This window comes from Micromonospora sp. NPDC005205 (assembly GCF_040608275.1).
In the GTDB taxonomy this organism is placed as follows: domain Bacteria; phylum Actinomycetota; class Actinomycetes; order Mycobacteriales; family Micromonosporaceae; genus Micromonospora.
In genome coordinates, this window is record NZ_JBEXHV010000018.1 from 83,274 (window position 1) to 104,120 (window position 20,847).

Sequence of the window (20,847 nt, forward strand, 5' to 3'; positions counted from 1 at the left end):
CACCGGACGGCCTTTGCTCTGCACCCGCCACTGCGACGCGACGCACGACGCACGACGCACGACGCGCGACGCGACGGTGGCTCAGATCCCCCGACCGCGCTTGTGCAGGGTGCGCAGCACCGCGTCGGCCCGGACCACCCGACCCGCGACGGCGAGAGCCAGGTAGGCGCGCGGCTCGCGGGGGTTGCTCCGCAGGGTGCGCCGGGCCCAGCGCAGCGCGCCCCGGCGGTCGCCGGAGGCGGCCTGGGCGAACGCGATCTGCCCGGCGACACGGGCCTCGCCGGCCGGTTGACTGGCGAACTCCGGGTAGCGCTGGAGCAACCACTGCAACGCCTCGGAGATGGTGTCCCACCGCTGCGCGAAGTACGAGCGCTTGTGCCAGCGGACCAGCACCGACGGCGTCCGCAGGTTGATCAGAGGCGCGCTGCGCGCGGCCCGCAGCAGGAACTCGTAGTCCTCCGCGTAGCTGCCCGGGATCTCCTCGTCGACCAACCCGAACCCGTCGCGCAAGGCGGTGGCGCGGATCAGGAAGGTCGACGGGTGCAGCTCCGTCATCCGATCGCGGAGCAGGTCGTCCAGGGTGATCCGGTCCTTGTCGAGCACCCGGTCGACGGTGTGCCCGTCGTAGCTGACCCGGATGCCGCAGCAGACGAACTCGGCGGCCGGGTCGTCGGCCAGCGCGTCGACCTGGGCGGCCAGTTTGCCGGGCAGCCACTCGTCGTCGTCGTCACAGAACGCGACAAGCTCACCCTCGGCGGCGAGGGTCCCGCTGTTGCGCGCACCGGCCAACCCGGGGGTACGGGCGTTGCGGATCACCCGTACCACGCGGGCCGGGCCGCTCCCCAGCTCGGTCAGCGACTCGTCCGGCACGGACTGGTCGAACACCACGACGACCTCGATCAGGGCCGGGTGCTCCTGTGCCAGGATCGCGCGCACCGCGGCCCGCAGCAGCTCGGGGCGGTCCCGGGTGGGCACCACGACGCTGACGGTCGGCTGCTGGGTCATCGAATCTCCTCCGTACCCGGGCGCGGCCGGGACCAGGCCCGCCACCGGGGTGGGCGCGCTGTCGAACGGGCCACCAGGTCGTCGACGATCTGCCCGACCCGGGCCACCGCCGCCCGTCGTGCCTCGTGTGCCTCCGGGTCGGCGGCCACCGCGTACCGGGACGGGTCGGCCAGCCCGGCGGCCAACGCGTCGTGCAGGGCCTCCCGGGTCTCGCAGAGCGCCACCAGCCCGGCGGCGCCGAGCCGGCGGGCGAAGAGGAGCTGGTGGTTGTCGACGTGCTCACCGCGAGCCGGGTCGCGGGGCACCACGATGGGCAGGTGGCCGTGCCGGCGGGCCTCCAGGATGGTCGCCGGGCCACCGTGGCAGACCACCAGATCCGCGTCGATCATCGCCTGTTGCAACGCGTCGTGGCCGAGGAACGGCACCGCGCCGCTGAGCTGGGGCGCGGTCGTGTGCCCGTGCTGCATGGTCAGCCCGATCGGGCCGGCAGTCTGCGCGTGCCACTGCGCCAACCAGTCGACGAGCCGGTCGAAGGGGTGCTTGTCGGTGCCCACCGCTACCAGCAGTCGGAGCTGGGCGACCGCCGAGCTGTCACGCTGGCGCGGCAGGCGGGCCGCCTCGGTGCCCGGTCGGGGTTGCGGACGCCGGGCGGTGCCCGTCTCCCCGGTCACAGCAGCGTCCCGACGACTGTCGCCTCGGGGTACTGCCGGCGCTGCTCGTCCCACTGCACGAGCATCGCGGACAGGAACGGCCGGCAGAGCCGAGCGGTCAACGTCGGGGTGTCGATCCGGTCGTACACCTCGATGTAGACGGTCGGGATGCGCCGCAGCCGGGCCAGCACCACGAACGGCACCGCCACCCCGGCGCCTGTGGTGACCACGGCGGCGACCCGCCGCGCCCGCAGCACCCGCCAGGCCAGCAGCGCGTTGCGCAGCAGGTTCGGCACGTTGCGGGTGGTCGGGTGGTACGCCGGCACCAGGTCCTCGCCGTCCAGCAGCGACACCGCCTCCGGGGTGTCGAAGGTGACCCAGCAGCGCCGCCACTGTTCGTACCAGGGCCGCAGGGCCAGTAGTTGGGCCAGATGGCCACCGCTGGAGCCGACCAGCAGCAGCACCGGTGCCCCACTGTCGTCGTTGTTCGTGTCCACGCGACTCCCCACAAGTTCGCTTGGAATTTCAGTTCACGCCAGGCAGAAGCAGATCACACGATCCCCGGTCGTTGAATAGCGCGACCGGCCGAGGCGACGATCTCCACAGCGGGCGGTGCGGTGCACCGAACGTCCGAGGTCCATCGATCGTCATCACCACCTGCGATTATGTCGTCACTCTGCGACGCACCGTCGTCGCCGCGATTCCTCCAGATCAGCCGCTATGTCTTTTCTCGATGACGTCCAAGAGTGCGGGATGCAGGGCGGCGTTCCAGCCCGCGCCCGCGTCGGCCAGCCGCCACGTCCGCAACCACATCTCCACCAGGTACGCGTCGGCGACGAGCCGGCGCTGCGCGGCGTCGAGGCCGAGTCGCTCGCCGTGCCGGCTCAGGTGTCCGTCCACCGCCGAGGCGGCGGCGGCGGCCGGCTCCCCGCGCAGCACGAGGGCCCGCTGGAACGCGTCGTGCGCCAGATCGAAGCCGACCGGCACGTCCGGCCCGCTGTGCTCCCAGTCCCAGGCGACCAACCGGCCGGCGTGCCAGCCCAGGTTCCACGGCACCCAGTCACCATGCCAGTGACCGAACTCGACGCTGGTGTCGCCATGCCGGCGGGCCAGCGCCGAGACCGCGGCGACCGCCCGCGCACCGGCCGGCTCGGTCGCGGCGGCCCGGCCGGCCTGATCGGCCAGCCGACGCAGGAAGGTCGAGTCGACCAGCGGTCGAGGTGTGCCCTCCGGGCCGCCCCGCCGGGCGACCGCGAGCAGCGCCGCGATCCGGGGCGGGTCGTCCACCGGCACCCCGCGTACCGCCGGGGGCAGCGGCTCGATCACCGCGACCACCTGACCCGCCCACGACGTCTCGGTGAGCAGTCGCGGCGGCGTCGGATGATCGGCGACGCCGACCACCTCGCGCAACGCCCGCAGCGCCGCCGCCTCCGCGCTGACCAGCGCGCGGGTCGCGTCGTTCCAGCCGATCTTCGCGTAGCCGCGCGGACTCCCGTCGGCACTGAAGAGTTGCAGGGTGGGCTTGCCGTTCGGGTCGGGTGGGCGGACCCCGAACGCGGCCAGCAGCGGGGTGTCACCCAGGTCGGCGGAGAGCCGCTCGCTCAGCAACAGCTCCGCGGCCGGCACCCCGGCCGGCACCGAGACGGTCAAGGTGGGAAAGAGCGCGAGCCCCGCCCGACCGAACCGGGCCAGCCCGCCGAGCACCGCCCGCAGCGCGCGCACCTTCGGTGGCCGCAGGGCGTTGTACGCCAACAGGGACGCCGCCCCGGCCCGGGGCGCGCCCAACGGCACCAGGAACCGGGCCCGGGCGACCGACGGCACCACCGCGTACCGGGCCACCGCCTGGTGACCGGCCGGCGGGGCACCGGCCATGGTCAGGCCGACCCGGTCGTCCGGGAAGACCGCGCGGCTCACCCAACCCAGGCCGTCCACCCGCGAACGCGGGTCGGTGGCCGGGCCCACCCCTGCCGTCACGCCGCCCGGTCCGCCCAGTCGAGGTCCAGCCCGAGCCGTTGCCGCAACGCGTCGTTGTACGGCCGGTAGTAGTCGGTCAGCTCGGCGCGCACGCTCGGCTCCAACGGTGCCGAGCGCCGATCGTTGTAGACCTTGAAGTTGGGCAGGTCGTACGCCGGCAGACCGAGGAAGTCCAGGGTCCGTCGGTAGGTCGCCCGCGAGTCGCGGTACAGGTCCTCGCTGGGCAGGAAGAGGATCTGCCCGGAGTCGAAGCGCTCCAGCCACGGCTCCAGGTGCTCCAGGTAACGCCCCCGGGCCCGGTACGTGTACCAGTCGTACGGCTCGCTGAACGACTCCGGCTCGGCGATCAACCGCTCCCGCTCCCCCGCCGTGCGTTCCGGCTCGGCGGCGAGGGCGGCGGCGAAGTCCAGTGGTTCGATGCCGTGGGTGCGGCGTTCCTTCCAGTGCGAGTACGCCCGCTCCACCGGGTCCCGCAGCAGCACGATGAGCTTCACCGACGGCATCAGCGCGGAGACCCGCTCCGCGGCGAGCGGGTGGAACATGTACAGCGGGGCGGCCTCACCGACCCGGACCGGCCCGCCGTGCCGCTTGGCCAGGGCCTCGCGCTGCCGCTCGGTCGGGAAATGCGAGCGGTACCAGGCTTCGCCGCGACCCCAGTGCTCCTCGAAGTAGTGCGCCGACTTGGTGTTCCACGCGGGAAAGAGCCGGGGCACCAACGGGTGCTGGATGAGGTAGTTCCACAGGGAGGTGGTGCCACCCCGTTTGGTCCCGATGATCAGGAAGTCCGGCAGCGGCCGGCGGTCGCTGGTGCGAACGCCGTAGTCGACGAGCGACTCCCTCACCCGGGTGGTCACCTGGGTCGGAACCAACTGCTTGACCCGGTCACGGATGGACACCACGACGAACCTCACCTGCCTCTCGTCGATGCCGAGGTGGGTTCGGCGGCCGCGGCCGCGTTGTCCCCTCCACGGATCTGCCTCATGGTCCCCCGGATGCCGGCGCGCACCCGGGGCAACGTCAACATGCCGACGCAGCCGGTCAGCAGCACCGCCAACGCCACCGCGAGGCCGGGCAGGCCGCGACCGCCCACCAGCACGCCGGCCCCGGCGGCCAAACCCACACCGGCGATCGTGGCCGCCGCGGCACGCACCATCGCGGCGTCGAACAGCGGCTCCCGAACCACCGACCGGGCGAACCCGGCGGCGGTGAGGTTCTCGGTGGCGATGCCGGCCGCCCAGGCCACCGCCGCGCCCGTCGCGCCGTAGCGGGGAATCAGCCAGAGACCCAGCGAGACGGTCACCGTCAACCCGGCAACGGTGGCGACCAGGTGCAGCCCGCTGCGCCCGCCCATCAGGAGCAGGCTCTGCACGTTGCCCACTCCGGTGTTGACGAGCATCGCCAGCGCCAGCACCGTCATCGCCGGCACACCGGCGGTGAACTCCGGCCCGAACAGTTGGAGGAAGGCCAGCGCGAAGACCGCCAGCAGCAGGTACACCGGCCAGGACAACGCCAGCCCCCAGGTGGTCAACTGCCGGTGCACGGCCGCCGCCGCGGCCCGCTCACCCCGCCCGAGCAGCCGGGACAGCTGCGGCGACACCGCCACCCGCAGCCCCTGCATGGCCAACTGACCGGCCAGCACGTACCGGCCGACCGCGCCGAAGACACCGGCGTCCGCCGGCCCGGCCAGCACCGAGGTGAGCAGCACGCCCACCCACATGCTGCCGGCATCGATGGCCGCCGAGGCGGCCCGGGGCAACGCGAAGCGCCAGAACGTGGACCAGTCGGCGCGGTGCGGACGCAGCGTCGCGCCCCGACCCAGCCCGAGCGGGCCGGCGACGAGGGTGAGACAGGCCAGCAGCGCCAACGCCGCCGGCACCAACCAGCCGGTCATGCCGGCGAGCAGGCCACCACCGGCCAACGCGGCCGCGCCGACCAGCACCGGGCGGGCGACCGGCAGCAGCAGGAACTGCACCCCGACGTACGCCCGGATGGGCCGCACGCAGCGCAGCGCGGCCAGCAGCAGGGTCATGGCGACCACCACCGGCACCGCGGCGAACGTGACGGTGAGCAGAGCGTCGCCGCTCGCACCGGAGCCGCGCAGCAGGCGGGGCGCGAGGGCGTCGGCGGCAAGCACGCCCGCGCCGGCGACCAGCAGCCCGGTCAACAGCGGCGGGATCAGCGCCACCGGGAGCACCCGGGCGGCGTCGCCGCGCACGCCGGCGGTGCGGCGGGGCAGGGCCCACATCAGACCGGTCTCCGCGCCGAGCGTGCAGATCGCGGTGGCCACTGTGACGACCCCGATCGCGGCGAAGAACGCGCCCGCACCGGCCGGACCGTAGCCCCGGGTGATCACGACCGCCAGCACGAACCCGAACAGGCCACTGGTGGCCGCGCCGAGCAGTCCGGCCACGCCGCTACGCGCGCTGCGGCGGGTCTCGGCCGAGCCGGTGTCCTCGGCGGGCGACGACGCGGCCTGGCCCTCGGCGGGGGCGGGCGTGGGTCGGCCCTCGTCGGCACCGGCCGACGGTCGGGTCGCGGCGGTCACGCGGGCACCGGCGCGATCCGCGCGGGCGGCGGCGACCCGGCCAGCCGGGTCAGCCGTTCGCGTTCGGTGAGCGCCATCGCGAAGGCCACAGCGAAGAACGCGACCGCCAGGTTCTGGTTCGCCATGCCGTAGAACGGGACCTGCACGAGGCAGACCACCGGCACCACCGCCAGCCACTGCCCGGCCGCCGACGTCGCCCGCGCGCAGATCACCGCCGCGGCGACGAACCACGCCAGGAAACAGATGAGCGCGGGTACGCCGTGGCTGAACAGCACCATCCACAACTGCCCCTGGGTGCCGATCGGCGCGGCCGCCGACACCGTGTCGACGTTCACGGGAGCCCCGTAGCCCAACCAGGGCGACTCCTGCACCCGGCGGATCACCTCGGTGTAGAGCGAGAGCCGGTCGGTGTTCGTGTCGCTGGAGTCGACCCGCCTGCTGATCAGCTCGGTGATCGGGATGAACAGGGTGGCCAACCCGCCGATCACCACGACCCCGACGATGGAGGCGGCCACCCGGACGTTGCCGCGCAGGCTGGCCCGCACCCCGAGCACCGCCAGCCCGGCGCCGAGGCTGAGGAACATCGCCCGGTTGAGGGTGAGGAACGCCGGCGCCAGCGACAGCGGCAGCGACGCCAGCAGCGCCCAGCGCAGCAGCCCCTGCCGGCGCAGCATCGCGAAGGCCACCACGCAGGGCAGGGTCATCGCGTACGCGCTGCCGTAGTTGTTGGTGTACGCGAACGGCGCGGCCGGCCGATAGATCGGGTTGAGCGAACGAGCGCTGTACTCAGCGGTGGTGAGGTGCACCATGTCCTGGATGAACGGGGTGCCGGCCACCCCACCGGGCAGCAGCACCTCCATCGGGGTCGTCATGGCCAGCCGGGGCACGAGCACCCCGAGCCAGCCCAGCGCCACCAGCCCGAACCAGAACGCGCAGAGCGGGGTGAGCACCGCCACCAGGCTGGCGCGTTCCCGGGCTGCCGCGTAGACGTAGACGCCGACCACCAGCGCGGTCAGGTAGAAGGCCAGCCGCAGGGCGAACGTGAGCAGCGAGGCGGGCGACGACAACTGGGTGGCGCTGACCACCACGATGGCGAGGAAGAGCAGCCAGATACCGGCCGCCGGCGGCAGGGGCACGCGCCCCCGGGTCAGCAGCAACGCGAACAGCAGCGCGCCCAGCAGCGGCCAGCCGAGGTAGAACGCACCGAGCAGCCACCAGAGCGGCACCAGGCCGAACATCATCGACAGCGGCCAGAGCGGCAGGTGCGGCGGCGCGGACGGCGGCACCGGCGCGGGCTCCTGCGGAGCGCCTCCGGGTGGTGGTTCGGTCGCCGGGGCGCGGGTCACCGACACGCTCAGGCCCGGCCGTTTCGGGTGAGCACGAAGCCCAGCGGGGTGACCCCGGCGGCGCGCAGCCGCTCCACCAGGCGCCGCAGGTCGCTCTGCCGGGTGCGGTCGCGCTCCACGACCACCACCGCGCTGCCCTGCCGGGCCACGGCCACGCCACGCTCGTCGGACTCGGCCGGTGGGGCGTTGAACAGAACCAGGCCGTGGTCCGCGCCCTGCCGCCAGGTGCCGAACCGGACACTGCCCACACCCACGACAACCTCGTCGGGGGTGACGACGCGACTGTTCTCCGGGCGGGCGGACGCCACCCTCGGCAGCGTCAGGGTGGCGTCGGGGTCGGTGGACGGGCGGGCGCCGGGCGGGTGCGGGGAGGGCCGACGGGCGGGCGTGCTCTCCGTGGTGGCACCGGCGGCCGGTGTGCTGCCGGCCGGCCGGGGCTTGGGCACCAGCGGTCGGGACGGGTCGATGGGCAGTCGCCCCCGGTCGGCGAGGACGCTGGCACGTAGCCGCTCGATCCGTCCGCTGTCGTCGGCGACGAAGACTTCCCGGCCGTCCACGGCGAGCGCCACGGCGAGACCGGCGGTGAGCGGGGTGGCGTCCTCCCGGGCGGTGACCAGGGCCACCCGGGCCGGCTGCCGGACCCGCTCGGCGACCGCCATCGCCACGTACCGGATGTCCGCGTCGACCGCCCGGGGGCTGCCCCGGAACGCCGGCCGGCGCACCGTGCCGAGCAGCGGCAGGCCGGAGGCCTCCCGGCCGTCGGCGACCGAGCGGACCCGCCGGTCGGTCGACTCCCAGAGGTACGCCAGGACGATGCCGACCAGCGCGCCACCGAGCAGGCCGGCGACCAGGTAGAGCGGCCGGTGCCCGGCGGAGGTGACCAGCGCCTTCTCGGCGGTCTGGGTGACCCACCCGGGGTTGACGTCGACCGCGGCGATCTCGGTACGGGCGGCGTTGAGCTGGGTGAGCTGGTTGTTGATCCCGGCCAGTTCGGCCACCAGCGCGTCACCGGCTGCGGTGTCCTTGGCGGTGTTCGCCCGCTTCTGCAACGCGGTCTGCTGGGCGGCGACCTTGGTGATGCTGGCGTCGTAGGAGCGCAGCATCTCGGCGCGCTGCTGCTCGTACATGGTCCGGCGCACGCTCAGGTACGCCTCGGCGGCCCTGTTGGCGCTCTGCACGGCCTGTTGCGCCTCGCGCGCCTGGTAGGTGAAGCGCAGGATCTGCCCACCGGTGGGCACCTCGACCTCGAGCGCGTCACGAATGTCGCGCGGGTCGCCGCCGGCGAATTCGGCGAGCTGCTGCACCACCTCGGTGCCGGTGGCGATGCCGCTCTCCACGTTCATGTTGACCGCGCGGTCGGCACCCGCGCCGCTGGGGGTGAAGGCGTCTGTCACGACCGGCCGGACCGCGACCACGGCGCTCGCGGACAGCGCCGCTGGCACCAGCAGCACGTAGCCGAGCGCGGCGAGCAGGCCGACCATGGCGACCGCCGCGACCAACCGCAACCGGTGCATCGGCACCCGCAGCAGGTCGGTCAGTGTCACGGCACCTGAGGTGCCGGAGGACGGGCCGTCCGTGGGCCAGGGTGCGGGCGCTGCATCAGTCATGGAACTTCTTCACCGTCTGTTGAGGATTGCCGACGACCACGACGCCGGGCGGTACGTCCGTGCGAACCACAGTCGCCGCGCCGACGACGCTGTCCCGGCCGACCCGCACGCCCTTCAGAACGAGAGCGTGCGCACCTACCCAGACGTTGTCCTCGAGAACGATCGGAGCACGGGTGAGCGGGCCGGGCGGTGCGTGCCGCTGCTCGGGAGGCAGGTTGTGGAAGTCGTTGTCGAGCAGCTCGCAGTCCGACAGGAGGCACCTGTCCCCCACTGTCACCGACGTCCAGGTGCCGATCCAGGTGGCGTTGAGCAGACAGTCCGCGCCGACGCGTACCTCGCCGGGACCGGCGAAGCGGACGAGTTTGTTCAACCGGGTGCGGTCACCGATGGTGACCCGCACACCGCGCCGCAACCGGATCCGGCCACGGATCTCCACGTCTCGACCGAGCGTCAACCGTCGGTAACGGAGCTGATACCAGCCGCGTTTGACCGCGAAGACCAGACGCACCGCGCGTCTCGTTCGGATGCCACCGGCGCCGAGCAACGACCCTCCCCCACCGTCGCGGGCCGGCGGCGGTGGGTTCCCGCCACCGGCCCAACGTGAACAATCTACCGATGCTCCGTTACGAACGGTTGACCCTTACTGTACGGAGAAGAATGTCGATGGGGTAGACCAGGACAACTCGGGCGTTGCGCTGCTGATGACCGTCGCCGTGGTGCCGTTGACCACCGCCGTCGGCGCGGCCGTCGGGTCGAACGGCACGCTCCGCAGCGTGCCGTCGGTGGAGCCGTAGACGATCCGGCCGCCCACCCAGGCCATGCCCCGCACCGTGGCCCAGGTCACACCGGTGGTCGGCAGGGTGAACTCGGTGGCACCGAGGTAGTTGCCGTCGATCTCGAAGTACCGGTAGTAGAGGTTGTTGGCCCCGGTACGGGTGTAGTAGAGCCGGCCGTCGAGGAAGAAGGCACCGGTCAGCAACGCCGGGTTGTACCAGTCGTTGTAGCCGGACGCCTCCCACGGCGAGCCGATCGCGCCCCCGTTGAAGAGCGAGATGTCGATCCGACTGCCGGTGGGCGTGCCGGCCACCGTGTGCGACCAGTAGATCCGGTCGTCCACCCGCCACGTCGCGCCGGCCGCCGTGTACGTGGGCTGGCTGACGCTGGTCGCGGTGCCCAGCTCGGTGCCGTTGAACGGCACCTTCGCCACGGTGCCCGAGGCGGTGCCGACGTAGAGGTTGCCGGTGGTGGCCGACGGCGGGTTTTTCGCGGTGAAGGTGCGTCCGCCGGCGAGCGGGAACATACCGAGCCGGCCGTGGTACTCCTCGCCCATGCCATCGGAGTTGTGCCCGAAGTAAAGGCCGTCCGAGCCGCGCCAGAGCACCGGCACCGACGAACCCCAGCTGCTGGTGCCCGACGGCATCGAGGCGCTGCCGCTACGGCGCGGGTTCCAGTTCACCGGCATGCCTGTCGCCGGAGTGACGGCGGCGATGCCGAGCCGGTCGATCGCACCCGAACCCGCGTTGTCGCTGGCGTTCGGGTTGTTCAGCCAACGGAAGTGCCCGCCCAGGTAGATGACGTTGTCCGCGACCTCGACCGAGGTGATGGTGTCGTTGCCGGTGAAGTCGACCCAGGTCGCGAGCAGGCCGCTGCCCCGCGCGGCGGTCTCGAAGCGAACCAGGGCGTCGCAGTACGCGGTCGGCCAGCCGGCGCCGCCGTTGGTGCCGACCACGAACCAGCTGCCGTCCTCACCGAACTTCACGTCCTGCACGTAGTGCACGAAGGTCGTCGGCGCGGCACACGGCGGAACGAACTTCTCGGTGCTCCAGTCGAGCAGGGTGGGGGTCCCGGAGACGTCCACCAACGCCATCTGGTTACGCGGCAGGTCGTTGACGAGCGTGAAGTTGCCGCCGACGACCAGGGTGCCGCCGTCCGGCGCGACGTCGATGGTCCAGACGTACGACGTGGTGCCGTGCCGTCCCACAGTGGCGTCGATGCTGAAGCTCGGGTCGATCGCGCCGGTGGTCGCGTTGAGCCGGCCCAGACCGGCGTGCGCGGTGCCGTTGAGCCAGTTGAACGCGCCGGCCACGTACAGCCAGTTGCCGTGCAGCGCCAGGTCACGGACGGTGCCGCCGTCGGAACGCCCGACCCAGCTGTCGATGATCGCGCCGGTCGACGGGTTGAGCGCCACCAGGTTCTTCCGGGAGACGCCGTTGACGTTCTTGAAGGTGCCGCCGACGATCAGCGTGCCGCCGGGGCCGGCGAGGAGCGTGTTGACCGCGCCGTCGAGCACCGGCAGGAAGGTGGTCGACATGGTGCCGGTGGTCCGGTCGTACGCGAAGAGGTAGCGCTGCGTCACCCACGCGGAAGTCGCGGTCTGCCGGAGCTGGGTGAAGCTGCCGCCGACGAAGACCGTGTTGCCCACCTGCGCGAAGGCACGGGTCTCACCGTCTCGGGCGTGCGGGGTCGTGTCAGCGGGGTTCGCCGACACCAGAGTCGCCGTGGCCGGGACCGGTACCACCGCGGCCGACGCGGTCGTGGGCACGCCCAGAGCTGCGGCGATGATCGCCAACGCGACCATCCCCGCCCGAGTACGACGTCGTCCTGCAAAACGCCACAAGTGCGAGAGTTTGGGCACGCTGCGCCTCCAGATTGGATGAGAACCCGAGGTAGCGTGCCTCGTCCAGCCTGGTAAACAAAATCCGCCGATTGGGCGGTGCATGAATCCGCAAGCCGACAGAACGCCGGAGGATCGGCTGCGCGACCCCCGGCGAACGTCGTCCGGTCAGCCCGTTTCGAACGTCAGCGGTTACCTCCGGTGGGTTGCCGCAGGTAAGGGTCCTGGCCGGCCTTCGCGAAGCCGGCCACCGCCGCGGCGTCGTGGTTCATCGTCATGTCGCAGGTCGACGTGCGGCTGGTCATGCCGGCCGAGTTGAAGTAAATGGCCGCCTTGATCTTCGGGTGCTCCTTCAGCGCCGCCGGGAAATCCTGGAACCAGCGCTGCTTGGCGCCCAGGTCGGCGGAGTTGAAGTTGGTGCCGAACTCGGCGAGCATCCGTGGCTTGCCCGCGCCGATGCCGTTGTCGTCCAGCCACCGGTAGAAACCACCGACCGTCGTGCTCGGGCTCTTCCACACCGTGCTGCCGTTGCAGACGTGGAAGTTGTACGGGTCGTAGGCCACCCAGTCGACGTACCGGTCACCCGGGTACAGGCCGGCGTACCGGGAGTAGTGCCCGGACCAGCCCATCATCGTCCAGACCCAGACCGCGTTGGTCGCACCGGCGTTGGCGAACCGCTCGTGGACGTAGCGCCAAGCCCGGACGAAATCGGCGTCGCTGCCCTTGTTCGGCTCGTCCTCCGGCTCGTGGTCGAAACCGATGAAGACCGGCACACCAGCAGCCTTGATCCGGCCCGCGACCGCGTCGATGGTGCCGTCCTGCTTGCCGCCGTAGACGTCCGACCACTTCAGGGTGGTGCCGGCCGAGAAGTCCCGGGACTCCCAGGCGAAGAACATCAGCCGGCCTTCGCGCATCTGCTGCTGCTCGTACATGTCGGGGAAGGCGCCGTTACTGCCGGCATTCGAGAAGTCGTGGTAGCGGTGCACGATGTCGAACTTGCGCCCGACCTGACTCTCCACATCGGTGACGGCCTTGCCGTGGTCCCAGCCGCCGGCCGCACCGGCGGGCGAGTACATGCCCCACCAGGCGCCACAGGACGGGACGAGCTTGTCCGAGACGGAACCACACTTGCCGGACGGAACGGTGCCGCTGGCGCTCGGGGTCGCCGTCCGGGTCGGGGCGATGGTCGGCGACGGCTTCGGCGAGGCGGTGGTCGGCGACGTGCTCGGCGACGGCGGCGGTGCCGGCCGGGTGGGCGACGGCGGCGACGGCCGGGACCCGAGGTCGTAGCTGATCAGCAGGCTGGGTCGCAGGTCCGGGTTGCGGTTCTCGACCGACGCCCAGTAGATCCGGCTTTCCAGGCCGCTCTGCGCCAACGAGACCGTCCAGGTGCCGTTGCCGGTGACCAGTTTGGAGACGTCCCACTCGTTGAAGCCCTTGGACACGCTGGTCACGCTGTCCAGTGCGGCACCGGCCGACGTCAGCGGCGGCCGCGACTCGCGGGCGCTCAGCGGCGAGGCGTGCGCCGTCACCGTGGCGGGGAACTGCTGCCAGGCGTGCACCCGCAGCGTCGCCCGGATGTTGACCGCGGTGGACGGCACCGTGGTCACCGCGAACTCGATGACCGCCTCGCGGCCACCGCGCGGGTTGCCGTCGCAGCGCGTCGCGCAGGTCGCGAGGGTCGACTTGGCCGCGTTGTCACCGTCCTGCGAGACCGCGGTGGCGGTGGTGTCGGCCGCCGCCCGGATCGACAGGTCGTCGCTGGCGAGCAGCGGCATCATCGTCGCCACGATGCCGGCCACCACCGAACCGCCGACCACGCCGATGGCAATCGCCTTACGCCGGGGCCCGGAGCGGAACCGGGTGATGCGGTGCAGTCCGTGCCTGGTCAAGGAAACTCCCTGTGTCTGCGTCCGTAACGGTGAGCAGCGTATCGATGACCAGGACATGTGGCAGGTAGGACAGTTTTCCGTAAGCGCGTCTTAACCGTCAGCTAAGGAACCGCCTCGGGGAATTCAGGGCCTCTGGCCAGGGGCGCGACCGAAGCCCGCCACACACCTTGCCCGTGGAGCACGCGCGGAGTCAACGGAACCGGTGGAAAGCTGCCGCCTCCAGGACGTTGCGGCTGCCTGTTCGGTCCGTCAGCCGGCACGAGCGGCAGTCAGCGCGGCGGCCATCGCCGCCGTCGGCGCGGTCACGCCGGTGAACTGTTCGAACTGCCCGACCGCCTGGGCCAGCAGCAGATCCAGACCGGAGACGATCCGGCAACCGGCCGCGTCGGCGGCCGTCGCCAACGGCGTCGGCCACGGGTCGTAGAGCGCGTCGAAGAACACCGCGCCCGGCCGCCAGGCCACCGCGCCGGCCAGCGGGTCGGCCACCCCCTTCGGCACCGTGGCGACGACCACGTCGGCGGTGCCGAGCCGCCGGGGCGCGTCGGCCCACGAAGCGGGTGTCAGCGCGACACCCACCGCGTCCGCCACCGGGCGCAACTCGTCGACCGCCTCGGGTCGGCGGGCCACCACCGTCACCGACGAGCAGGCCAGTTGCGCGGCGGCGGCGAGCGCGGCGCGGGCCGTCCCGCCGGCGCCGAGCACCGTCACGGCGGCACCGGCTGCCACACCGGCGTCGGTGAGCACCCGCACCATGCCGGTGACGTCGGTGTTGTCCGCGTACCAGGAGCCGTCCGGACGGCGTACCAACGTGTTGGCCGCACCCACGGCGGCGGCGACCGGCGACGCGGCGGCGGCCACGGCGAGCGCCGCCTCCTTGCCCGGCATGGTCACCGACAACCCGGCCCACTCCGGGCCCAGGCCGGCGACCAGATCCGGCAGCTCGGCCGCCGCGCACTCGATCCGGGTGTACGACCAGCCGCTCAGCCCGGCGGCGACGTAACCCGCGGTGTGGATCACCGGGGAGAGGGAGTGCGCGATCGGCTTGCCCAGCACCGCGGCCCTACGGCTCGCCTCGGTCACCCCGCACCACCCAGCGCTGCTGTCGTGTTCCGCATCACGTCTCCGTCCTCACGGACCCTCGGATCGACCCTACCCAGCAGGCAGATCGAGCCACCAGAGACCCACTGTCGAGGACCACGCCCGGGGGCGGCCAGCGCTTGACGCTCATCGATGGGAGTGAAAGCATTCCGGCGACGGTACGACCGATCCGAAAATGGGGGGAACCTTTGAACAAACGCATTCTGCGTGCCCTGATCGCAATTGCCGCGGTCTTCAGCCTTTCGCTGATGATCGGCGCGCCCGCCAAGGCCGACGCCGCAGCGGGAAGCTGGTCGGACAACCACCAGCTGTGCAATTCCAGCTCCTGCGTGCGCTCGGGCAACATCGTGCGGCTCTGGCAGGCCATCGTCTGGGCCGACGACCTGAGCGGCACCGTCGGCACCAGCTTCATCGACGGGGAGTTCGGCTCCAACACCGCTGCCAAGACCCGGACCTGGCAGGACGTGATGAACATCGGCATCGACGGCTCCGTCGGGCCGCAGACCTGGGGCAAGGCGTACGGCGCTGTCAACCGCAACACCGGGTTCGACACGAGCACCCAGACCGGCTACTTCTACTACGGCTACAACCGCACGTTCGGTCTGCGCAAGCAGAACAGCAATGGCGTGTGGACGTTCCTCAACCCGCGCACCGGCACGTGGACCGGCACGAGTCACTGACAATGACGCAGTAATTGCGCGTCAGGACTGCAAGCGTAAAGGCTCCCTTCCCGGCGGCGACCACAATTGCGGTCACAATGGGAAGGGAGCCTTTACGGCGTGATTCGGCCGGTCAGATGATGCCGGCCTCCCGAGCCTTGTTCTCATTGCGCTTGTGCTGCTCGTACGTCTCGGCGAACTCCGAGTGGCCTTCCCTGTCGATGGCCACGAAGTAGAGCCACTTGCCGGTCGGCGTGTCCATCGCCCCTTCCAGGGCCTGCTTGCCCGGGTTGTTGATCGGGGTGGGGATCATGCCCGGCAGCTTGCGGTTGTACGGGTTCTTCGGGTCGTCCAGCTCGGCCGCCGTCATCTGCTTGGACGACTTGGTCGGCTTACCGATCGACTCCAGGTAGTAGTTGACGGTGACGTCCATCTCCAGGCAGTTGCACGGGAACTCGCCGTACGCGCGGTTGTAGGCGACCCTGGCGACCTTCCCGAGGTCGTCCTTGTTGCCCGCCTCGGCCTGGGCCAGCGAGGCCACGATCAGCGCCTCGTACGGGCTGACCTTGCGTTTCTCCTGCACCCGGTCGGCGAACTTCATCTCACCGGTCACCGACAGGAAACGGTTCACCATCAGCTTGAGGATGCTCTCGGCGGTGGACTTCGGCGGGATCTCGTAGGTGTCCGGGAAGAGGAAACCCTCGATGGACTTGACGCTCTTCTTGCCGTCACCGCGCGTGTACCACCAGTCCGGGACGCCGAGCCCCTCCGGGTCCTTCGCGGCGGCCTGGAAGTCCTTGACCGGGATCTTGGTCTTCTCGGAGAGCAGCTTGTAGATGTTGAAGCTGGTGCGGCCCTCGGGGATGGTCAACCCGTTGACGATCTTGTTCTTCAGGTCGAGCATCGCGGTCACGGCGTTCGCGCCGCTCATCTGCTTGCGTAGCTTGTACGTGCCCGGCTGGATGTTCTTGCTGCGCGAGTTGGCCTCGGCCGCCTCGATGAACGCCTTCTGGCTCTTGACCACGTCAGCTGCCACGAGGGCGTCGGCCATGTCGGCGAGCAGCGCGCCGGCCTTGATCTCGACGGTGATCTCACCAGCCCCGCTGCCGTCGTAGTCGGGGGTGACGAAGTAGTTCTGGATACGGTCGAAGCCGTAGAACGCGCCACCGCCGATGCCGCCCAACAGGAGCAGGGCCATCAGCAGAGCCAGGAACGTCTTGCCCCGGCCGCCGCCGGACCCGCTCTTGCGCTTGCGGAAGCCGCGCCGGTGCCGACCCTTCTCCCCCCGCTCCGCATCGTCGAACCCAAGATCCAGATCGTCGATCATTACGTCCGCCTCCGCTGCGCGTCCAGCCAGCTCTGCAGGATCTCCACCGCGGCCGCCTGATCGACAACCGCACGTTGACGTTTACCTCGGACGCCACGCTCGGCAAGCCTACGAGAAGCGACCACGGTCGACATCCTCTCGTCAGTGAGCGTTACCGGGACAGGCGCTATCACATCGACCAGTCGGTCAGCGTACGCCTTCACATGGACGGCCGCAGGACCATGCTTGCCGGCGAGATTGACCGGAAGACCGACGACAACCCCGACGGCCTCGTGCTCGGCCACCAACGCGGCCAACTCGGCGAGGTCGCTCGGCACCGCGTCCGGCGCCGCCGTGAGATCGCGGGCCAGCGTGACCAGCGGCGTTGCCAAGATCCCGTCCGGATCCGAGCGGGAGATGCCCACCCGCACCTGACCGACATCCACACCGATCCGCACACCGCGCGTCAGCTCAGCCACCGACGGTCACCCCCGACCGGGTACGAACCAGGGCGGACCAATCGGCCCGCCCTGACTCGCAGTGATGATCCGTCACGCTTCAGTAATCGCCTTCTCGACGGTGAGCAGCAGGTTGGGCGCGTCGGCCGCGGGCAGACCGCCGCCCTGGGCCAGATCGGGGCTGCCACCGCCCCGCCCGGAGAACGCCGCCTTCACCAGATCCGACGCGGCCAGGCCCCGGCTGCGCGCCGCCGCGTTGACCGCGACCACCAGGGACGCCTTGCCGTTCGACCGCGCCGCCACCGCGACGACCGCCGGCCGCGCCGGGTCGATCTTGCCGCGGATCTCCTGAGCCAGGGTGCGCACATCGTTACCGGCCGCGCCCTCCGGCGCCTCCGTGCCCACGTATGCGACCCCGCGCACGTCCTTGGCCTGCGCCGCGAGCGACGCCGCGCCACCCAGCACCAACTGGGCGCGCAGCTTCTCCAGCTCCTTCTCGGCGTCCCGAAGCTGGGTGACGGTCTGCTCCACCCGGTCGGCGACCTGATCGTTGGGCACCCGGTACAGCTCGGCCAACCGGGAGACCAACAGGTGCTCCTTGGCCAGGAAGCCGAAGGCGTCCATGCCGACCAGCGCCTCCACCCGGCGGACGCCGGAGCCGATCGACGACTCGGAGAGGATCTTCACGAGGCCGAGTTGGGCCGAGCGGGCCACGTGCGTGCCGCCGCACAGCTCCCGGGCGTAGTCACCCACCTCGACGACCCGCACCTCCTCGCCGTACTTCTCGCCGAAGAGCGCCATCGCGCCGATGCGCCGCGCCTCCTCCAACGAGGTGATGAAGGCGTGCACCTCCAGGTCGGCCAGCAGCACCTCGTTGACCTGCTGCTCCACGTCACGCAGGACGCTCGGCGACACCCCGGTCGGGGTGTTGAAGTCGAACCGGAGCCGACCGGGGGCGTTCAGCGACCCGGCCTGCGTGGCCGACTCTCCGAGGAAGTTGCGCATGGTCTGGTGCACCAGGTGCGTGGCGGTGTGCGACCGGGAGATCGCCCGACGCCGCGTCGTGTCGATCTCGGCGAAGCCGGCCTCACCGGCGCGTACCTCGCCCCGGATCACCCGAGCACGGTGCACGATCAGACCGGGCACCGGCTGCTGCACGTCGAGCACCTCGACCTGCCCGCCACCAACCGTGATCATGCCCTGGTCGGGCTGCTGCCCACCGCCCTCGGCGTAGAACGGGGTGGTGTCCAGCACCAGCTCGATGGTGTCGCCCTCGGTCGCCGCCTGACGCGGGCCGTCGGCGCCGAGCAGCGCCCGCACCGTCGACTCGCGGGACACCTCGCCGTACCCGGTGAACGTCACCGGACCACCCGCGTCGAGCACCGACCGGTACGCCGACAGGTCGACGTGCCCCGTCTTGCGGGCCTGCGCGTCGGCCTTCGCCCGGGTCCGCTGGTCGGCCATCAGCCGCCGGAACCCCTCGTCGTCGACGCTGAGGCCCTGCTCCGCGGCGATCTCCAGGGTCAGATCGATCGGGAAGCCGTAGGTGTCGTGCAACTGGAACGCCTTCGCCCCGGACAACGCCGAGCCGCCCGCAGTGCGGGTCTCCGCGATCGCGGTGTCCAGGATCGTCGTTCCCGCCCGCAGCGTGGACAGGAACGCCTCCTCTTCCGCGTACGCGTAGTCCGCGATCCGGTCGAAGTCACTCGCCAACTCCGGGTACGACGGCGCCATGCAGTCCCGCGCCACGGGCAGCAGCTCGGGCAGCGCCCGCTCCTGCCAACCCAGCAACCGGATCGACCGGATCGCCCGACGCATGATCCGCCGCAGCACGTACCCGCGGCCCTCGTTCGACGGGGTCACCCCGTCACCGATCAGCATCAGCGCCGTGCGCACGTGATCCGCGATCACCCGCAACCGCACGTCGTCCGGGTGCGACTCACTCGCCACGTGCCCCGAGTGCGCCCCGTACCGCTTCCCGGTCAGCTCGGCCGCCCGCGCCAGGATCGGCCGGACCTCGTCGATCTCGTACAGGTTGTCCACACCCTGCAGGATCGACGCCATCCGCTCCAGGCCCATGCCCGTGTCGATGTTCTTCGCCGGCAGGTCACCCAGGATCGGATAGTCCTCCTTGTTGGTGCCCGGCCCCCGCTCGAACTGCATGAACACGAGGTTCCAGTACTCCATGTACCGGTCCTCGTCGACCGCCGGACCACCCTCACGCCCGTACTCCGGGCCCCGGTCGTAGAACAGCTCCGACGACGGACCGCACGGCCCGGGAATGCCCATCGACCAGAAGTTGTCCGCCTTGCCCCGACGCACGATCCGCTCCGCCGGCACACCCACCGACCGCCAGATCTCGTACGCCTCGTCGTCGTCGAGGTAGATCGTCGGCCAGATCCGCTCCGGATCCAGCCCGTACCCACCCTCGGCGATCGGCTTCGTGGACAACTCCCACGCCAGCGGAATCGCACCGGCCTTGAAGTAGTCCCCGAAGGAGAAGTTGCCGTTCATCTGGAAGAACGTGCCGTGCCGGCTCGTCTTACCGACCTCGTCGATGTCCGGCGTACGGATGCACTTCTGCACACTCACCGCCCGCTGGTACGCGGGCGTCTGCTGACCCAGGAAGTACGGCACGAACTGCACCATGCCGGCGTTGACGAACAGCAGGTTCGGATCGCTGATGGCGGGCAGCGGAGCGGACGGCACCACGGCGTGCCCATTCGCCTCGAAATGCGCGAGGTACCGCCGCTTGATCTCCGCCGTCTTCATCGCTGGTGTTCCTCCGGAAAGATTTCTCGATCGCCGATTCGCGGGTCTTCCCGCAGGTCGGCGAACTTGTCGTCGAACGCCTCGCCCTGGGCGAACGCGTGGTGGATCTCCTGCTCGCGTTCGGCCATCCCGACCCGGACGTCCTCCACGAAACTACGCAGCGACTCGACGAGCCCGCCAGCGGATTCCGTCAGCGAGCTGGCGATACCCGCCGGCGTGTACGCCTGCGCGGTCCGGGTCGCCTTGCGGACCACGATCACACCGACGGCCACCCCGATGCCGAGCCAGAACAAGCGCCTCATGTCCCGCTACCTCCTGGTGCGCCGGGCCGGTCAGCTGTTGCCGCGTCGCGCGGCCCGTCGCTGCTGCTTGATGGTGTCGCGTACCTCGCGCTCGGTCTCGGCGTGCCGGCGGCCGGCGGCGGCCTTCCGCACGCCGTAGCCGAACGCGGCCACCTTCACCAGAGGGTTGGCGGCCGCGGCGGAGACCACGGTGGCCAGGTTGGCGACGTTGGCGGTGACGTTCTGCGCGTGGCTGGTCATGGTGTCGACCTTCGCCAGCTGGAGGTTCACACCGTCGAGCGAGATCTGCACCTGCTCCAGCGCGGTGTTGACGTTCTTCACAGTGGTGTTCACGTCGCCGAGCAGCGGTGCGGTCCGATCGTTCAGGTCGTTGATCATGCGGGTGGTGGCGTCAACCGTGTGCCGCAGCCGCAGGACGGGCAGCGTCAGGATGAGCACCAGCACCGCGAACGCGGATGCCGCGATCAGCGCCGCTATCGCTCCAATGTCGCCCACGCCTGTCCTCCTCAAGCAGAGTTCCGCAGGACCCGACGTCCCCGGAACGCACAACCATGCCGCCCGTACCGGCCGCCGAGCCGTCGGCGCTCACCGGTAGCGGGCGTGCCCGCCAGCCCCAGAC

Annotated in this window: 18 protein-coding genes; 1 reads left to right on the forward strand and 17 read right to left on the reverse strand. The window is 71.0% G+C overall.

From position 1 onward, the window contains the following. Positions 1–81: 81 nt before the first annotated feature. The 12 genes from ABZU43_RS26690 to ABZU43_RS26745 form a co-directional block, all read right to left on the reverse strand. Complete coding sequence (locus ABZU43_RS26690) at positions 82–1,005, reverse strand: glycosyltransferase family 2 protein (RefSeq protein WP_355009206.1); 924 nt, start codon at positions 1,003–1,005, stop codon at positions 82–84. After that, positions 1,002–1,676: a glycosyltransferase gene (locus tag ABZU43_RS26695; protein WP_355009207.1), complete on the reverse strand. Its 675-nt coding sequence runs from the start codon at positions 1,674–1,676 to the stop codon at positions 1,002–1,004. Before ABZU43_RS26695 ends, ABZU43_RS26690 begins: the two co-directional genes overlap by 4 nt. Next, positions 1,673–2,152 (reverse strand): UDP-N-acetylglucosamine--LPS N-acetylglucosamine transferase, encoded by a 480-nt coding sequence (locus ABZU43_RS26700; protein ID WP_355009208.1) that lies wholly within the window; start codon positions 2,150–2,152, stop codon positions 1,673–1,675. Before ABZU43_RS26700 ends, ABZU43_RS26695 begins: the two co-directional genes overlap by 4 nt. Positions 2,153–2,366: 214 nt before the next feature. After that, positions 2,367–3,629, reverse strand: coding sequence for a hypothetical protein (locus ABZU43_RS26705; RefSeq protein ID WP_355009209.1), 1,263 nt, complete (start codon positions 3,627–3,629; stop codon positions 2,367–2,369). Beyond that, positions 3,626–4,528, reverse strand: a complete 903-nt coding sequence (locus ABZU43_RS26710; RefSeq protein ID WP_355009240.1) for a sulfotransferase domain-containing protein — start codon at positions 4,526–4,528, stop codon at positions 3,626–3,628. Before ABZU43_RS26710 ends, ABZU43_RS26705 begins: the two co-directional genes overlap by 4 nt. Before the next feature lie 8 nt (positions 4,529–4,536). After that, positions 4,537–6,174, reverse strand: a complete 1,638-nt coding sequence (locus ABZU43_RS26715) for a lipopolysaccharide biosynthesis protein (protein ID WP_355009210.1) — start codon at positions 6,172–6,174, stop codon at positions 4,537–4,539. After that, positions 6,171–7,460: an O-antigen ligase family protein gene (locus ABZU43_RS26720; RefSeq protein ID WP_355009211.1), complete on the reverse strand. Its 1,290-nt coding sequence runs from the start codon at positions 7,458–7,460 to the stop codon at positions 6,171–6,173. Before ABZU43_RS26720 ends, ABZU43_RS26715 begins: the two co-directional genes overlap by 4 nt. Before the next feature lie 68 nt (positions 7,461–7,528). After that, positions 7,529–9,127: a lipopolysaccharide biosynthesis protein gene (locus ABZU43_RS26725; protein WP_355009212.1), complete on the reverse strand. Its 1,599-nt coding sequence runs from the start codon at positions 9,125–9,127 to the stop codon at positions 7,529–7,531. Next, a complete protein-coding gene (locus ABZU43_RS26730; RefSeq protein WP_355009213.1) occupies positions 9,120–9,635 on the reverse strand; it encodes a DapH/DapD/GlmU-related protein in 516 nt (171 codons plus the stop codon). The genes ABZU43_RS26725 and ABZU43_RS26730 overlap by 8 nt, the downstream gene beginning before the upstream one ends. Before the next feature lie 132 nt (positions 9,636–9,767). Next, entirely contained in the window at positions 9,768–11,705 is a 1,938-nt protein-coding gene (locus ABZU43_RS26735) for a hypothetical protein (RefSeq protein ID WP_355009214.1), read from the reverse strand. 221 nt (positions 11,706–11,926) lie between these two features. Beyond that, positions 11,927–13,633: a glycosyl hydrolase gene (locus ABZU43_RS26740; protein ID WP_355009215.1), complete on the reverse strand. Its 1,707-nt coding sequence runs from the start codon at positions 13,631–13,633 to the stop codon at positions 11,927–11,929. A 249-nt stretch (positions 13,634–13,882) separates the two neighbouring features. After that, entirely contained in the window at positions 13,883–14,713 is an 831-nt protein-coding gene (locus ABZU43_RS26745) for a shikimate dehydrogenase (protein WP_355009216.1), read from the reverse strand. Between the two features lie 266 nt (positions 14,714–14,979). Here ABZU43_RS26745 and ABZU43_RS26750 point away from each other — a divergent pair, with 266 nt between their 5' ends. Beyond that, complete coding sequence (locus ABZU43_RS26750) at positions 14,980–15,411, forward strand: peptidoglycan-binding protein (RefSeq protein WP_355009217.1); 432 nt, start codon at positions 14,980–14,982, stop codon at positions 15,409–15,411. 112 nt (positions 15,412–15,523) lie between these two features. Here ABZU43_RS26750 and mltG read toward each other — a convergent pair whose 3' ends face one another. From mltG to ABZU43_RS26775, 5 genes are all read right to left on the reverse strand, one after another. Then, positions 15,524–16,717, reverse strand: coding sequence for an endolytic transglycosylase MltG (mltG, locus tag ABZU43_RS26755; protein ID WP_355009218.1), 1,194 nt, complete (start codon positions 16,715–16,717; stop codon positions 15,524–15,526). Next, positions 16,717–17,175, reverse strand: coding sequence for a Holliday junction resolvase RuvX (gene ruvX, locus ABZU43_RS26760; RefSeq protein ID WP_184184558.1), 459 nt, complete (start codon positions 17,173–17,175; stop codon positions 16,717–16,719). Before ruvX ends, mltG begins: the two co-directional genes overlap by 1 nt. A 72-nt stretch (positions 17,176–17,247) precedes the next feature. After that, positions 17,248–19,926 carry an alanine--tRNA ligase gene (gene alaS, locus ABZU43_RS26765; RefSeq protein ID WP_355009219.1) on the reverse strand — a complete coding sequence of 893 codons (2,679 nt, stop codon included), beginning with the start codon at positions 19,924–19,926 and terminating at the stop codon, positions 17,248–17,250. Continuing rightward, positions 19,923–20,228: a hypothetical protein gene (locus ABZU43_RS26770; protein WP_091401860.1), complete on the reverse strand. Its 306-nt coding sequence runs from the start codon at positions 20,226–20,228 to the stop codon at positions 19,923–19,925. The genes alaS and ABZU43_RS26770 overlap by 4 nt, the downstream gene beginning before the upstream one ends. 30 nt (positions 20,229–20,258) lie before the next feature. Continuing rightward, complete coding sequence (locus tag ABZU43_RS26775; RefSeq protein WP_355009220.1) at positions 20,259–20,723, reverse strand: DUF948 domain-containing protein; 465 nt, start codon at positions 20,721–20,723, stop codon at positions 20,259–20,261. Between the last annotated feature and the right edge of the window lie 124 nt (positions 20,724–20,847).

What these genes read in the sequence shown, in the direction of transcription:
- ABZU43_RS26735 (WP_355009214.1), bottom strand. Translation starts at nt 11,705, where the DNA reads ATGGTCGCGTTGGCGATCATCGCCGCAGCTCTGGGCGTGCCCACGACC.
- alaS (WP_355009219.1), bottom strand. Translation starts at nt 19,926, where the DNA reads ATGAAGACGGCGGAGATCAAGCGGCGGTACCTCGCGCATTTCGAGGCG.
- ABZU43_RS26725 (WP_355009212.1), bottom strand. Translation starts at nt 9,127, where the DNA reads ATGACTGATGCAGCGCCCGCACCCTGGCCCACGGACGGCCCGTCCTCC.
- ABZU43_RS26750 (WP_355009217.1), top strand. Translation starts at nt 14,980, where the DNA reads ATGATCGGCGCGCCCGCCAAGGCCGACGCCGCAGCGGGAAGCTGGTCG.
- ABZU43_RS26690 (WP_355009206.1), bottom strand. Translation starts at nt 1,005, where the DNA reads ATGACCCAGCAGCCGACCGTCAGCGTCGTGGTGCCCACCCGGGACCGC.
- ABZU43_RS26770 (WP_091401860.1), bottom strand. Translation starts at nt 20,228, where the DNA reads ATGAGGCGCTTGTTCTGGCTCGGCATCGGGGTGGCCGTCGGTGTGATC.
- mltG (WP_355009218.1), bottom strand. Translation starts at nt 16,717, where the DNA reads ATGATCGACGATCTGGATCTTGGGTTCGACGATGCGGAGCGGGGGGAG.